The sequence below is a fragment of the Pseudomonas moorei genome, from assembly GCF_008801475.1.
GTDB classification, from domain to species: Bacteria; Pseudomonadota; Gammaproteobacteria; order Pseudomonadales; family Pseudomonadaceae; genus Aquipseudomonas; species Aquipseudomonas moorei.
Genome location: NZ_VZPP01000003.1, coordinates 356,914 through 369,960, shown reverse-complemented (window position 1 = coordinate 369,960; position 13,047 = coordinate 356,914). Strand labels below are relative to the sequence as shown.

Below are 13,047 nucleotides of genomic sequence, written 5' to 3'. Positions count from 1 at the left end.
GGGTCAAGCGACGGCTACGACGTCGAGAATCCGCTGGACCACCCGATCCTGGTCGATCCCCGCGGCTTCGGCTTCAAAGGAGAGAATGATGCGATGGCGCAGCACATCGAACAGCACGGCCTGGATGTCTTCCGGGCTGACGAAGTCGCGACCGGCCAGCCAGGCGTGGGCGCGGGCGCAACGGTCGAGGGCAATCGAACCGCGAGGACTGGCGCCGTAGGCAATCCATTCGGCCATTTCCGGGTCGAATTTGCCCGGTGTCCGCGTGGCCATGACCAATTGCACCAGGTATTCCTCCACGGCGTCGGCCATGTACAAGCCGAGGATTTCCTTGCGCGCGGCAAAGATGGCCTGCTGACTGACCCGGCGTTCGGGCTTGGTCTCACCGTTCAGCGCTTCGCCGCGAGCCTGTTGCAGGATCCGCCGTTCGACGGCGGCATCGGGAAAGCCGATTTTCACGTGCATCAGGAAACGGTCGAGCTGGGCTTCGGGCAGCGGGTAGGTCCCTTCCTGCTCGATGGGGTTTTGCGTGGCCATCACCAGAAACAGCGGTGACAGCTCATACGTGCTGCGCCCGACACTGACCTGGCGCTCGGCCATGGCTTCGAGCAAGGCCGACTGGACCTTGGCCGGCGCCCGGTTGATTTCGTCCGCCAGCACCAGGTTGTGGAAGATCGGGCCTTGCTGGAACACGAAGCTGCCGGTTTCCGGGCGATAGATCTCCGTGCCGGTAATGTCGGCCGGCAACAGGTCGGGGGTGAACTGAATGCGATGGAACTGGGCTTCGATGCCCTCGGCCAGTTCTTTGATGGCCTTGGTCTTGGCCAGGCCAGGGGCGCCCTCGACCAGCATGTGGCCGTCGGCAAGCAGGGCGATGAGCAAGCGCTCGATGAGTTTTTCCTGGCCGAGAATCTGCGTTGAAAGAAAGGTTCGCAGCGCAAGCAGCGCTTCACGATGTTCCATCGATGACTGTTCCTGGAAAGGGTGACCGACGACGTTCGAATAACGCCAGGGCTGGGGGCGTTACTTTAATCCATCGCGGGGGGCGGCGACTAACGGCATTTTGCGTAAAGTGGGGGAAATGATTGGAGAGACGCCGCAACCTTGACAGGCAGAAAGGCAGGTTGGGGCTTCAGGACGCCATCGCGGGCAAGCACGCTCCCACAGTTATCTGCGGAGTGTTCACTATCTGTGCTGCACATCCAGACCCTGTGGGAGCGGGCTTGCCCGCGATGAGGCCTGCTCAGGCACCGTTAAATGTTGCTGATGTAAGTCCCGGTCCCCTTGAGAATGTTCTGCAAGGTTTCCTCAACTTCCGCCAGCTCGCTCGCATCGGTGCTGTGAGTGATCTCCAGCACATCATCGCCATTGAGCGCATCAGCATCGGCCGCCGCGATTTCGATCTTCAGCAGGGTAGGGCTCAGGGTGACTTTCACACCGTCCAGGGACGATGGTTCGTCATCGAGGGTGATTTCCAGCTCGTCCTCGTCCGGGTAGCGGGTCATCAGGAACATTTCGCCCTTGTTGCTGTGGCAGCAGAGCATGGCCATGTTGTCTTCTTCTTCATCGCAAGGGTTGACGATCAAGAGGGGGGTGGTCATTTGCATGGGGAGTTCCTGGCTCGGCGAGCGTTTGAGGGCTACAAAAGCCAATTCTGCCAGCCGTCGAGTCTTTGTGCTGCCCCCGAGTGGCCTGAGTCGCAAAATAGTGCGTTTTATATTATTGGTCGGATGAATTTCAGCCTGGCTTCATGGTTTGGTCTATGAATGATGAAAGACCTGTCTTTCGGATGTGTCTCATCCGGCAACATGAAAAATCCGATGGGGCTGTAGGGTATTTATACAAGGGAAAAATAACCCGTATCCACGGCGTTTTTGCTTGTTTTGTCCGATTTATTTGCCTTAGTTTTTGCAGCTCGAACGCGTTGGATTGCGTAGTCAGCTATGAAAAAAAGGACCTTTGAATGCGTCGTTATTTTGAGTGGGCAGATGAGATCAAACATTTGTCCGAAGAGCAGGTCGAGGAGCTCTATCAGCGTTATCTGAACGGCGAAAAAACTGCGGAACTGGCAGTCGAATACAACATTTCGGCGAATGTCCGCAGTCTGTTGAAGGTATTGCCACCCATCATCAGCAAGGACCTGGCATGCCCTTACTGCGACCTTCCCATGTGGGTGCGTCGGCATGCCAGGGGTACTCCTGTCTCAATCCGTAAGCCCTTCAAATGCGTGCGTTGCGAGCACTATCACTTCGCGCCGGGCAACTATGGTCGGCATAGGCTCTGTAATTGCATCGAGTGTTACAAAGTGCGCCAGCAGGAAGTCGCGGCCCAAGCGTTGCGCGACCGGAGTGAGCTGGAGAAGCGTTATGGAGTAACGAGTCCGCCAGTGCCGTATGCGTCGCTGAGCTTCGTTCAGAAACTGGTCCTGCTTGCCTTGCTGGACGATGGCGGCGCCGCCGGTGCGGAACGCATCGCCCCGCTCGATGCCAGTACAAGAAGCGAATATTTGGCGCCCAGCGAAGAATCCAGCGAAGAGTGGGTGAAAAAGCTCTACGAATGCGGCGCATTATTGGTCGATCTGGGTTCGGATATTAAGGCGTTCGACCGGGCATCCGGATGCCTGATCAACGATTTTTCCGCAGTACGCTGGCTGCCAAACGTTGCCCTGGAGCCCAGCGTACAGTGCACTCGCGACGCGCTGTACCTGGCGCTTTATCAGGAGCTGTCCGGGGCCGTGCAGCCCGCCTGGAAAAGCGAGCTTTATGCGTTGATGTTCAGTCTGGCGCGGGATGAGTCGATCCAGTACATCCAGGTGCTGACCAATGAGGTGAATTTTGTGTTCAGTGCCCAAGGGCGTGCCGAAACCGTCGTTGGCCAGCTTTTGCAGGACTTCTCGGTAAGTCATCTCTACTACTTTGCGCGCCTGGCCGTGAAAAATGCCGCGCATTTTTATGCGACCGGCAACTCCAAGGGCAGAAACCATGCAGCAAACACCATTCCGGGCAACATGCTGGGTACGGCGCAGGATGCGCTGGCGAGGAATTGGCGCAAGACAGCCTATCGCGATTCGCGGGTGCCGCAGTCGGCCTTGCATCGCTTGCTATATGACGTGGTACTCAAGGACAGCGGTGCTGGCTTTTCGAAGTCACCCGGAATCTATTGGCGCGATGAATTGGTGCCGCAGTTTTTTTCCGGGGCCCTCTTCGGCAGTGATCTGGCAGGGCATCTGCAGCTGTTTTGTCGTGAGTGCGACTCGGCCAATATCGACGCCAGCATGGACAAGATGACGCTGCAAATGATGTGTTACGACTGCGCCACCGTGAGTAAATTCCGAGCCATTGAAGACTTGATTGACTGATTTGGTCGTAGTTACTACGGCGATCCCGTCGGCGTCCATGATTTGCCCCGCAATCATGGGTGTCGTCTTTTTCTGATCCGCTTGAAAACGCAACGGTCTCCTGCACGTGTTTTCGGGTGAATGGCCGGCCGATCCGGCAGGAATTTCCCCGATTTCCCGCTCGGCTGCTAGTGTTGATCGTTGCGCATGGCGCAAGCAGCGTACCGTTGACCGAATATGTCGCAGCACCGCAAGCACGGGCCTTGCCGCACTCGTTAAGCTGCGCAACGGATGAGCACCTGTAAAGGCATTGTGCTGCATGCAGCCCAGTCGTTTTTGCAGATGCCCATTCATGGAAGGTGAATGTGACCTGAGTGTCTCGTCCAGCTTCACCCACCTGTCGTCCTGTTTCCTCTGCCCGAGAATCAGGAACAGGGTGACGGGTTGCCCCGAACAGGGGTTTTGCACGCGACGCTTCCATCAATAACAAGCCCAAGCGGAGTACCACAGATGGCGTTCTTCACCGCAGCCAGCAAAGCCGACTTCCAGCACCAACTGCAAGCGGCACTGGCGCAGCACATCAGTGAACAGGCACTGCCACAAGTGGCGCTGTTCGCTGAACAATTCTTCGGCATCATTTCCCTGGATGAACTGACCCAGCGTCGGTTGTCCGACCTCGCTGGCTGTACCCTTTCTGCGTGGCGCCTGCTTGAGCGCTTCGATCACGCGCATCCGCAAGTGCGCGTCTACAACCCCGATTACGAGCGTCATGGCTGGCAGTCGACCCACACCGCGGTCGAAGTGCTGCACCATGACCTGCCGTTCCTGGTCGACTCGGTGCGTACCGAGCTGAACCGTCGCGGTTACAGCATTCACACCCTGCAAACCACCGTGCTGAGCGTGCGTCGCGGCAGCAAGGGCGAGTTGCTGGAAATCCTGCCGAAAGGCACCCAGGGCGACGACATTCTGCAAGAGTCGTTGATGTACCTGGAAATCGACCGTTGCGCCAACACCGCCGAACTGAACGTGCTGACCAAAGAGCTGGAGCAAGTGCTCGGCGAAGTGCGCGTTGCGGTGGGCGATTTCGAGCCGATGAAAGCCAAGGTCCAGGAAATCCTTTCCAGCCTGGACAACAGCCAGTTCGCCGTCGATGCCGACGAGAAGAGCGAAATCAAGAGCTTCCTGGAATGGTTGGTGGGCAACCACTTCACCTTCCTCGGCTACGAAGAGTTCGTGGTGCGTGATGAAGCCGACGGCGGTCACATCGTCTACGACCAGGACTCCTTCCTGGGCCTGACCAAACTGCTGCGTACCGGCATGACCTACGATGAACTGCGTATCGAAGACTACGCCGTGAACTACCTGCGCGAGCCGAAACTGCTGACGTTCGCCAAGGCCGCGCACCCAAGCCGCGTGCACCGTCCGGCTTACCCGGACTACGTATCGATCCGTGAAATCGATGCCGACGGCAAGATCATCAAGGAATGCCGTTTCATGGGCCTGTACACCTCCTCGGTGTACGGCGAAAGCGTGCGTGCCATTCCGTACATTCGCCGCAAGGTCGAGGAAATCGAACGCCGTTCCGGCTTCCAGGCCAAGGCACACCTGGGCAAGGAACTGGCACAGGTGCTCGAAGTGCTGCCGCGCGACGATCTGTTCCAGACCCCGGTGGACGAGCTGTTCAGCACCGTGATGTCGATCGTGCAGATCCAGGAACGCAACAAGATTCGCGTGTTCCTGCGCAAAGACCCGTACGGCCGTTTCTGCTACTGCCTGGCCTACGTGCCGCGTGACATCTACTCCACCGAAGTGCGCCAGAAGATCCAGCAAGTGCTGATGGATCGCCTGAAAGCCTCCGATTGCGAGTTCTGGACCTTCTTCTCCGAGTCCGTGCTGGCTCGCGTGCAGCTGATCCTGCGCGTCGACCCGAAAAACCGCATCGACATCGACCCGCTGCTGCTGGAAAAAGAAGTGGTGCAGGCCTGCCGCAGCTGGCAGGACGACTACGCCAGTCTGGTGGTCGAAAGCTTCGGCGAAGCCCACGGCACCAACGTGCTGGCCGACTTCCCGAAAGGTTTCCCGGCCGGTTACCGCGAGCGTTTCGCCGCCCATTCGGCTGTGGTCGACATGCAGCATCTGCTGAGCCTGAGCGAAAAAAATCCGCTGGTGATGAGCTTCTATCAGCCGCTGGGTCAGGTCTCCGGCCAGCGTGAGCTGCATTGCAAGCTGTACCACGCCGATACCCCGCTGGCACTGTCCGACGTGTTGCCGATCCTGGAAAACCTCGGCTTGCGCGTGCTGGGTGAGTTCCCGTATCGCCTGCGTCACACCAATGGCCGCGAGTTCTGGATTCACGACTTCGCGTTTACCGCCGCCGAAGGCCTGGAACTGGACATCCAGCAACTCAACGACACCCTGCAGGACGCGTTCGTCCACATCGTGCGCGGCGATGCCGAAAACGATGCGTTCAACCGTCTGGTGCTGACCGCCGGCCTGCCATGGCGTGATGTGGCGCTGCTGCGTGCTTACGCCCGCTACATGAAGCAGATCCGTCTGGGCTTCGACCTGGGCTACATCGCCAGCACCCTGAACAACCACACCGACATCGCTCGCGAGTTGACCCGGTTGTTCAAGACCCGTTTCTACCTGGCGCGCAAACTCACCAGCGACGATCTGGAAGACAAGCAGCAACGTCTGGAACAAGCGATCCTGAGCGCCCTGGACGACGTCCAGGTGTTGAACGAAGACCGTATCCTGCGTCGCTACCTGGACCTGATCAAGGCAACCCTGCGTACCAACTTCTACCAGACTGATGCGAACGGGCATAACAAGTCCTACTTCAGCTTCAAGTTCAACCCGCACCTGATTCCAGAGCTGCCAAAGCCGGTACCGAAGTTCGAAATCTTCGTTTACTCGCCGCGAGTCGAAGGTGTGCACCTGCGCTTCGGCAACGTGGCGCGTGGTGGCCTGCGCTGGTCCGACCGTGAAGAAGACTTCCGTACCGAAGTCCTGGGCCTGGTAAAAGCCCAGCAAGTGAAGAACTCGGTCATCGTGCCGGTGGGTGCGAAGGGTGGCTTCCTGCCACGTCGCCTGCCACTGGGCGGCAGCCGTGACGAGATCGCGGCCGAAGGCATTGCCTGCTACCGCATCTTCATTTCGGGCCTGCTGGACATCACCGACAACCTGAAAGACGGCGCCCTGGTACCGCCGGCCAATGTCGTGCGTCATGACGACGATGACCCGTACCTGGTCGTGGCGGCGGACAAGGGCACTGCAACCTTCTCCGACATCGCCAACGGTATCGCCATCGACTACGGCTTCTGGCTGGGTGACGCGTTTGCGTCCGGTGGTTCGGCCGGTTACGACCACAAGAAAATGGGCATCACCGCCAAGGGCGCGTGGGTCGGCGTACAACGCCACTTCCGCGAGCGCGGCATCAACGTCCAGAAAGACAGCATCACCGTGGTCGGTGTCGGCGACATGGCCGGTGACGTGTTCGGTAACGGCTTGTTGATGTCCGACAAGCTGCAACTGGTCGCAGCGTTCAACCACCTGCACATCTTCATTGATCCGAACCCGAATCCGGCCACCAGCTTCGCCGAGCGTCAGCGTCTGTTCGATCTGCCGCGTTCGGCCTGGTCGGATTACGACACCAGCATCATGTCCGAAGGCGGCGGGATCTTCTCGCGCAGCGCGAAAAGCATCGCGATTTCCCCGCAGATGCAGGAACGCTTCGACATCCAGGCTGACAAGCTGACCCCGACCGAACTGCTCAACGCCTTGCTCAAGGCGCCGGTGGATCTGTTGTGGAACGGCGGTATCGGTACCTACGTCAAAGCCAGCAGCGAAACCCACGCCGATGTCGGCGACAAGGCCAACGATGCACTGCGCGTGAACGGCAACGAACTGCGCTGCAAAGTGGTGGGCGAGGGCGGTAACCTCGGCATGACCCAGCTGGGTCGTGTGGAGTTCGGCCTCAATGGCGGCGGCTCCAACACCGACTTCATCGACAACGCCGGTGGCGTGGACTGCTCCGACCACGAAGTCAACATCAAGATCCTGCTGAACGAAGTGGTTCAGGCCGGTGACATGACCGACAAGCAACGCAACCAGTTGCTGGCGAGCATGACCGACGAAGTCGGCAACCTGGTACTGGGCAACAACTACAAGCAGACTCAGGCCTTGTCCCTGGCGGCCCGTCGCGCCTTGCCGCGCATTGCCGAGTACAAGCGTCTGATGAACGATCTGGAAGGTCGCGGCAAGCTGGATCGCGCCATCGAGTTCCTGCCGAACGAAGAGCAGATCAACGAGCGCGTTGCCGCAGGCCATGGCCTGACCCGCGCCGAGCTGTCGGTATTGATCTCCTACAGCAAGATCGATCTCAAGGAGCAGTTGCTGAACTCCCTGGTGCCGGACGACGATTACCTGACCCGCGACATGGAAACCGCTTTCCCGCCGACTCTGGTGAGCAAGTTCTCCCAAGCCATGCGCCGTCATCGTCTGAAGCGCGAAATCGTCAGCACCCAGATCGCCAACGATCTGGTCAACCACATGGGCATCACCTTCGTTCAACGACTCAAAGAGTCGACCGGCATGAGCCCGGCGAACGTGGCCGGTGCTTACGTGATCGTGCGCGACATTTTCCACCTCCCGCACTGGTTCCGTCAGATCGAAGCCCTGGACTACCAGGTCTCCGCCGATGTGCAACTGGAGCTGATGGATGAGCTGATGCGTCTGGGCCGTCGCGCCACGCGCTGGTTCCTGCGCACCCGTCGCAACGAGCAGAACGCTGCCCGTGACGTCGCGCACTTCGGTCCGCATCTGGCAGCGCTGGGCCTCAAGCTCGACGAACTGCTGGAAGGCCCGACCCGCGAAGGCTGGCAGTCCCGCTACCAGGCCTACGTCGCTGCTGGCGTTCCTGAGTTGCTGGCGCGCATGGTTGCAGGCACTACTCACCTGTACACCTTGCTGCCGATCATCGAGGCCTCCGACGTGACCGGCCAGAACGCAGCGGACGTGGCCAAGGCCTACTTCGCCGTGGGCAGCGCGCTGGACATCACCTGGTACCTGCAACAGATCAGCGCTCTGCCGGTTGAAAACAACTGGCAGGCCCTGGCCCGTGAAGCGTTCCGCGATGACGTCGACTGGCAGCAACGTGCGATCACCATCTCGGTCCTGCAGCAGGGCGACGGTACCCAGGACGTGGAAACACGCCTGGAACTGTGGATGCAGCAGAACGAAAGCATGATCGAACGCTGGCGCGCCATGCTGGTGGAAATCCGTGCCGCCAGCGGCACTGATTACGCCATGTACGCGGTGGCCAACCGCGAATTGCTGGATCTGGCATTGAGCGGTCAAGCGGTGGTATCTGCCGCAGCGGTCGCCGAGCTGGAACCGGCGGCCTGATCAGGCGTTGAATGAAAAAGCCCCGCATCGAGAGATGCGGGGCTTTTTTATTCAAGGGTGGAAACGTGTCGGCCCATGGATCGATCACTCAGGTGTAGGGCGTGGAGCGTGCGGGTGTCGAGACGTGCCTTTCCAGAATTTGCAGATTGAACGTGACGACATCGCCGGACTCATCGGTGAAACAGGTGCTGTATGCCGGGTCGCGCCAGATTGCTTTTTTGATGATTCCGGCGTTGCGTGCTTTCAAGTAAAGGGTCGCTTGGGAGCTGCTCAAATCATCCAGAGTGATGATTTGATGAAAGCCGTTCAGTAAATGGAAGGAGGTGGTATTACCGCCGGAGGCCGGATAGGCGCCCAGCACGCCTTTTCCGCCCTTGCTGAAGTATTTTTGGTAGTAGGCTTCGCTCAGAATCTGCAGGTTGTAGTAGTCGTTATAACACTTGAAGTGGACGACCATGGCCGTGGATTTTCTGCCGCCTGTACGGAGCATGGTTTGGGTGACAGGATCATAGGCTTCAAAGGTCGTCACTACATTTGGAGGTATGGGAGATCTGCTTCCACCCGGTTCGAAATGACTCGCACTCAATACCTGGTCAAAAAATGTCATGTTGATTTCATCGCAAGTGATGCGGGCGATGAAGGATCTTTCCTGGTCTTTAGTCATGAAGACGTTCCTTGTCTATAGGGGATAATTGTTGGCGCCGTCGCGCGGAGCTGAAGATACCGCTGTTTAAAATTCATGACGTTGATTAATTGTGAGCAAACCCTTCCTGTCCAGGTTGGAGTTTGCTCACATTAATTTTCGCAGTTTCAATACGATTTTCGCTCTGTCTTGTTGTCGAGCATCGAGACGTTACTTGTCGGGTTGGTCAATAAATTACTGAGCGACTGGTCAAACTTCTGCAGCGCTCTTACTTGCACATTCTGCTGTTCGTTAATATCCGCGACGATGTCTTCGCTGCGCTTGTAATCCGCCCATACCGGGCTCAATGCCTTGGCGTCATGCCCTTGTGCAGTGCCGATGTAAGCCAGGTTGTTGTCGTAAAAGTCCACGCTGACCTTCGCTTCGATGTCGGAGCTGCGCGATGTCATCAGCTGGCTGCGGCTGTCGACGATGCCGACCACCTCCGGCTTGGCCGCCATCAGGCTCCGCATGTCCGGGTACACCGTGACCGAGCCGAACTGGCGCTGCAGCGAGGCCTTGACCCAATCCACCGCCAGATCGGGCTGGGAGGTGGCTACGTAGGCATCGTGAATCGGTTGCACCAGCAGGCTCTGGCCGAAACCGGTGCCGGCGTTGGCCTGGTAATTCTGTAAGTAGGCGCGGTTGGTTAGAGTATTGCGGCTGTAGACGATGCCCAGCGAAACATTGTGGCCGTTGGGTATGCTCCGGGCATTACTGCGCCCAACGGGTTGCGTGAAAATGCCATCCACTGAAGATACCGCCGAAGGAGCGGTGGGTATTGAACAGCCGGCTATTAGCACGGTGACTGTCAGGGTACTGACAAGCGCAAGTTTCATGGTGTTTCTCCGGTGAAACAACATCAGTCGGAAAGTTAAATTGCCGGTTTTACTCGGCAGTCATTCCAGACTAAACCGCGAATTGACGATGAAATAGTCAATATCCGTAGTTATCAGGCGCCCAATAGTTTTGTTTGGTTTAAAGCGTTCGGGTTAATTGCCGACGGATATAAAAAGGCCCAAATCAATGATTCGGGCCTTTTTGTTTATGGCTGAACGTACAGCTATCAGTTTTCCAATGGGATCAGTACTTTCTCTTCTGGCGACAGCACCATGAACACCAATAGTTTTGCAGGCTTGGTTTTGCTGGCGTTTTTCGAAACCAGGTGCTCGGAACCGGCCGGTTCGTACCAATACTCACCGGCCTTGTAGGTCCGTTCTTTTTCGCCCTTCACTTGGGAAGTGATGGCCCCCGATAACACATAGGCCATGGCAGTGCCTTCATGCTTGTGCGCAATGGAGGATTGCCCCGGCTGGTAGTCGACTTCGATCATCAGGGCTTTCTTGCCAGGTGCGTTTTGCAGCATTTGATCTTGCAGCACCGTGACCTTTTCTGAATGATCACTGGCTTCATGGGCGAATGCCGAGGCGGAAACGGTCAGGGCCAAGGCAACAAAAGGGGCAGTACATAGGCGCAAAACGTTCATGGTTCATTACCTGCAATGGATGAGTTGTCCGGAACCAATCTAGTGCGGCACCCACCACAAAAAAACAGCCAATATTCGGGAAGTCCAGGGGACCAATGTCAGGTCTTCAGACAAAAAAAGATCGCAGCCCCCGGCACCTTCTACAGAGGTACCCATGCCCTGAAGAAAGTGCCGAAAGCTGCGATCTTTAATCGCATTCTTAACGAATCGGAAAACTGTTGAAGTCGACAGCGTTGGCCAGCTGGCAATCGATCAGGTCGATGAATCCCTGCACTTGAGGGCTGTTGAAATGCGATTGCATGGCCGCTTCCGATTGCCAATGGGCACTCACGGTCCAGCGATTACTGTCGTCGGGGCAACGGTCGACCATATAGGACTCGCAACCCGGAAGTTCGCGCAGGGTTTCGACAATCTTTTGCAGTTGCTTACCCAGTTCGTCCGAGCGACCAGCGACGGCTTTTACCTTGACGGTATTGATCATTTGGTTGGGCATTGCTCACACTCCTGAATCAGGCCGGACGAATCCTGCTCATTGAGAGATAACGCCTATGCAGGATAGGCCTGCACCCCGGGACCACCAATAGCCAATCGCCGGATAAAGTCGCAGACCAATCCGTCAGGCGACTTGCTGCAAGATGTCCCGCAGGCGATCCAGGGCGATGTCGATGTCCAGGGTTTCAATGGCGCCAAAACCGAGGAAAAGCCCGGCCAGCGGCACCTGCTGGTAGAAAAAGCTGTCGATGGGGTAGAGCCCGACTTCGACTTTTTTCGCCAGTTCGATCACCAACGGGACATCGATCGGCACTTTGCATAGCACCACCATGTGGAAACCGGCCGTGGTCGGCACCGCTTCAAGCCATGGCGAGAGGTCGGTGGCGATGCGCGCCAGTATCCGGTCCCGTCGACCGGCGTAGATCGTGTGACAACGGCGAATGTGCTTGAGCAGGCAGCCTTCGGCGATGAACTTGGCCAGCGCCCATTGCGGCAGGGTCGAGGTGTGAAGGTCGGTGAGCTGCTTGGCACGCACCACCGCATCGAGAATCGCCGGCGGCAGAATCGCATAACCTAGCCGCAACTCCGGCAACAGGGTTTTCGAGAAGGTCCCGACGTAGGCGACGATCCCGCGTTCATCCATGCTTTGCAGCGAATCTGTGGGCCGGCCCTCATAGCGGAATTCGCTGTCGTAGTCGTCTTCGATGATGATTGCCCCCAGCTCATGGGCCTTGGCCAGCAACGCCACGCGCCGTTCCTGGCTCATGGGCATGCCCAGCGGGAACTGGTGCGACGGGGTCACATAAATCAGCCGCGTGCCAAGGGGAATCTTGTCCACCTGAATGCCTTCGCCATCCACTGGTACGCCGATCACCGTGGCGCCGTGGGTGCCGAACAACAGGCGTGCTGGCGGGTAACCGGGGTCTTCCATGGCGACAACGCTGCCCGGCCGGGTCAGTACCCGGGCAATCAGGTCCAGGGCCTGCTGGGCGCCGTTGCACACCACCACGTCTTCATCCTGGCAATTGACCCCGCGAGAAAATGCGATGTGCCGGGCGATGGCATTGCGCAGCGCCGGCAGGCCTTCCGGCAGGCTGTAGAAGCCTTTGGAGGCGGAGATCTGCCGCAAGGCGTGGGAGGTGCAGCGCCGCCAGTCGTCCTGGGGAAACTGGCCCTTGCTGGTGGCGCCACCAATGAAGTCGTAGCGCAGCGAGCCTTCCAGTGTCGGGTGGCGCAGAAATACTGGCAGGTTGCGCCAGGATTCAATGACCTCGAAACCGGCCAGTTCCGAATGGCTCTGTTTACGCTCGACTTTCGAAGCCCGGGCGTTGACATAGGTGCCTTTGCCGATCACCCCGGTCAGGAAATTTTCGTAGGTCAGTTGAGCATAGGTGTCGGAAATGGTCTTGCGCGAAATGCCCAGTTGCTCGGCCAGCAGGCGACTGGGCGGCAGTTGCGTCCCGGCTGCCAGTCGTCCGGACTCAATCGCGCTGCGCAGTTGGTTGTACAGCTGACCGGCCAGGTCCTTGCGGCCATTGATGACAACATGTAGTTCCATACCGGCCAAACTCCGGGGCAATTGGGGCGCGTGTGCGTCGCGCAAGATTACCCTCATCCTGCGCTTGTGCAGAAGTTGCGTGGCGG

Annotated in this window: 9 protein-coding genes; 2 read left to right on the top strand and 7 right to left on the bottom strand. The window is 58.1% G+C overall.

Features of this window, described 5'->3' with window-relative positions; genetic code table 11:
* Nucleotides 1-3: 3 nt before the first annotated feature.
* Both F7R06_RS07045 and F7R06_RS07040 read right to left on the bottom strand, forming a co-directional pair.
* Nucleotides 4-963, bottom strand: a complete 960-nt coding sequence (locus F7R06_RS07045) for an AAA family ATPase (protein WP_020800601.1) — start codon at nt 961-963, stop codon at nt 4-6.
* A 290-nt stretch (nt 964-1,253) separates the two neighbouring features.
* Nucleotides 1,254-1,607, bottom strand: coding sequence for a hypothetical protein (locus F7R06_RS07040; RefSeq protein WP_090320939.1), 354 nt, complete (start codon nt 1,605-1,607; stop codon nt 1,254-1,256).
* Between the two features lie 356 nt (nt 1,608-1,963).
* Here F7R06_RS07040 and F7R06_RS07035 point away from each other — a divergent pair, with 356 nt between their 5' ends.
* Both F7R06_RS07035 and F7R06_RS07030 read left to right on the top strand, forming a co-directional pair.
* On the top strand, nt 1,964-3,358 hold the full coding sequence (locus tag F7R06_RS07035; RefSeq protein ID WP_090320943.1) for a hypothetical protein: 1,395 nt from the start codon (nt 1,964-1,966) through the stop codon (nt 3,356-3,358).
* A gap of 489 nt (nt 3,359-3,847) precedes the next feature.
* Nucleotides 3,848-8,743, top strand: coding sequence for an NAD-glutamate dehydrogenase (locus F7R06_RS07030; protein WP_090320947.1), 4,896 nt, complete (start codon nt 3,848-3,850; stop codon nt 8,741-8,743).
* 88 nt (nt 8,744-8,831) lie between these two features.
* Here the strand turns inward: F7R06_RS07030 and F7R06_RS07025 are convergent, their stop codons facing one another.
* The 5 genes from F7R06_RS07025 to pdxR form a co-directional block, all read right to left on the bottom strand.
* Nucleotides 8,832-9,407: a hypothetical protein gene (locus tag F7R06_RS07025; protein ID WP_090320950.1), complete on the bottom strand. Its 576-nt coding sequence runs from the start codon at nt 9,405-9,407 to the stop codon at nt 8,832-8,834.
* Nucleotides 9,408-9,553: 146 nt separating this feature from the next.
* On the bottom strand, nt 9,554-10,264 hold the full coding sequence (locus tag F7R06_RS07020; RefSeq protein ID WP_090320953.1) for an ATPase: 711 nt from the start codon (nt 10,262-10,264) through the stop codon (nt 9,554-9,556).
* A gap of 227 nt (nt 10,265-10,491) precedes the next feature.
* A complete protein-coding gene (locus F7R06_RS07015; protein WP_090320956.1) occupies nt 10,492-10,911 on the bottom strand; it encodes a cupin domain-containing protein in 420 nt (139 codons plus the stop codon).
* 199 nt (nt 10,912-11,110) lie between these two features.
* Nucleotides 11,111-11,404: a putative quinol monooxygenase gene (locus F7R06_RS07010; RefSeq protein WP_090320959.1), complete on the bottom strand. Its 294-nt coding sequence runs from the start codon at nt 11,402-11,404 to the stop codon at nt 11,111-11,113.
* Between the two features lie 123 nt (nt 11,405-11,527).
* Nucleotides 11,528-12,961, bottom strand: coding sequence for a MocR-like pyridoxine biosynthesis transcription factor PdxR (gene pdxR / locus F7R06_RS07005; RefSeq protein WP_090320962.1), 1,434 nt, complete (start codon nt 12,959-12,961; stop codon nt 11,528-11,530).
* Nucleotides 12,962-13,047: the final 86 nt, after the last annotated feature.

Coding starts and splice junctions, on each gene's coding strand:
- F7R06_RS07045 (WP_020800601.1), bottom strand. CDS start 963: ATGGAACATCGTGAAGCGCTGCTTGCGCTGCGAACCTTTCTTTCAACG.
- F7R06_RS07040 (WP_090320939.1), bottom strand. CDS start 1,607: ATGCAAATGACCACCCCCCTCTTGATCGTCAACCCTTGCGATGAAGAA.
- F7R06_RS07035 (WP_090320943.1), top strand. CDS start 1,964: ATGCGTCGTTATTTTGAGTGGGCAGATGAGATCAAACATTTGTCCGAA.
- F7R06_RS07030 (WP_090320947.1), top strand. CDS start 3,848: ATGGCGTTCTTCACCGCAGCCAGCAAAGCCGACTTCCAGCACCAACTG.
- F7R06_RS07025 (WP_090320950.1), bottom strand. CDS start 9,407: ATGACTAAAGACCAGGAAAGATCCTTCATCGCCCGCATCACTTGCGAT.
- F7R06_RS07020 (WP_090320953.1), bottom strand. CDS start 10,264: ATGAAACTTGCGCTTGTCAGTACCCTGACAGTCACCGTGCTAATAGCC.
- F7R06_RS07015 (WP_090320956.1), bottom strand. CDS start 10,911: ATGAACGTTTTGCGCCTATGTACTGCCCCTTTTGTTGCCTTGGCCCTG.
- F7R06_RS07010 (WP_090320959.1), bottom strand. CDS start 11,404: ATGCCCAACCAAATGATCAATACCGTCAAGGTAAAAGCCGTCGCTGGT.
- pdxR (WP_090320962.1), bottom strand. CDS start 12,961: ATGGAACTACATGTTGTCATCAATGGCCGCAAGGACCTGGCCGGTCAG.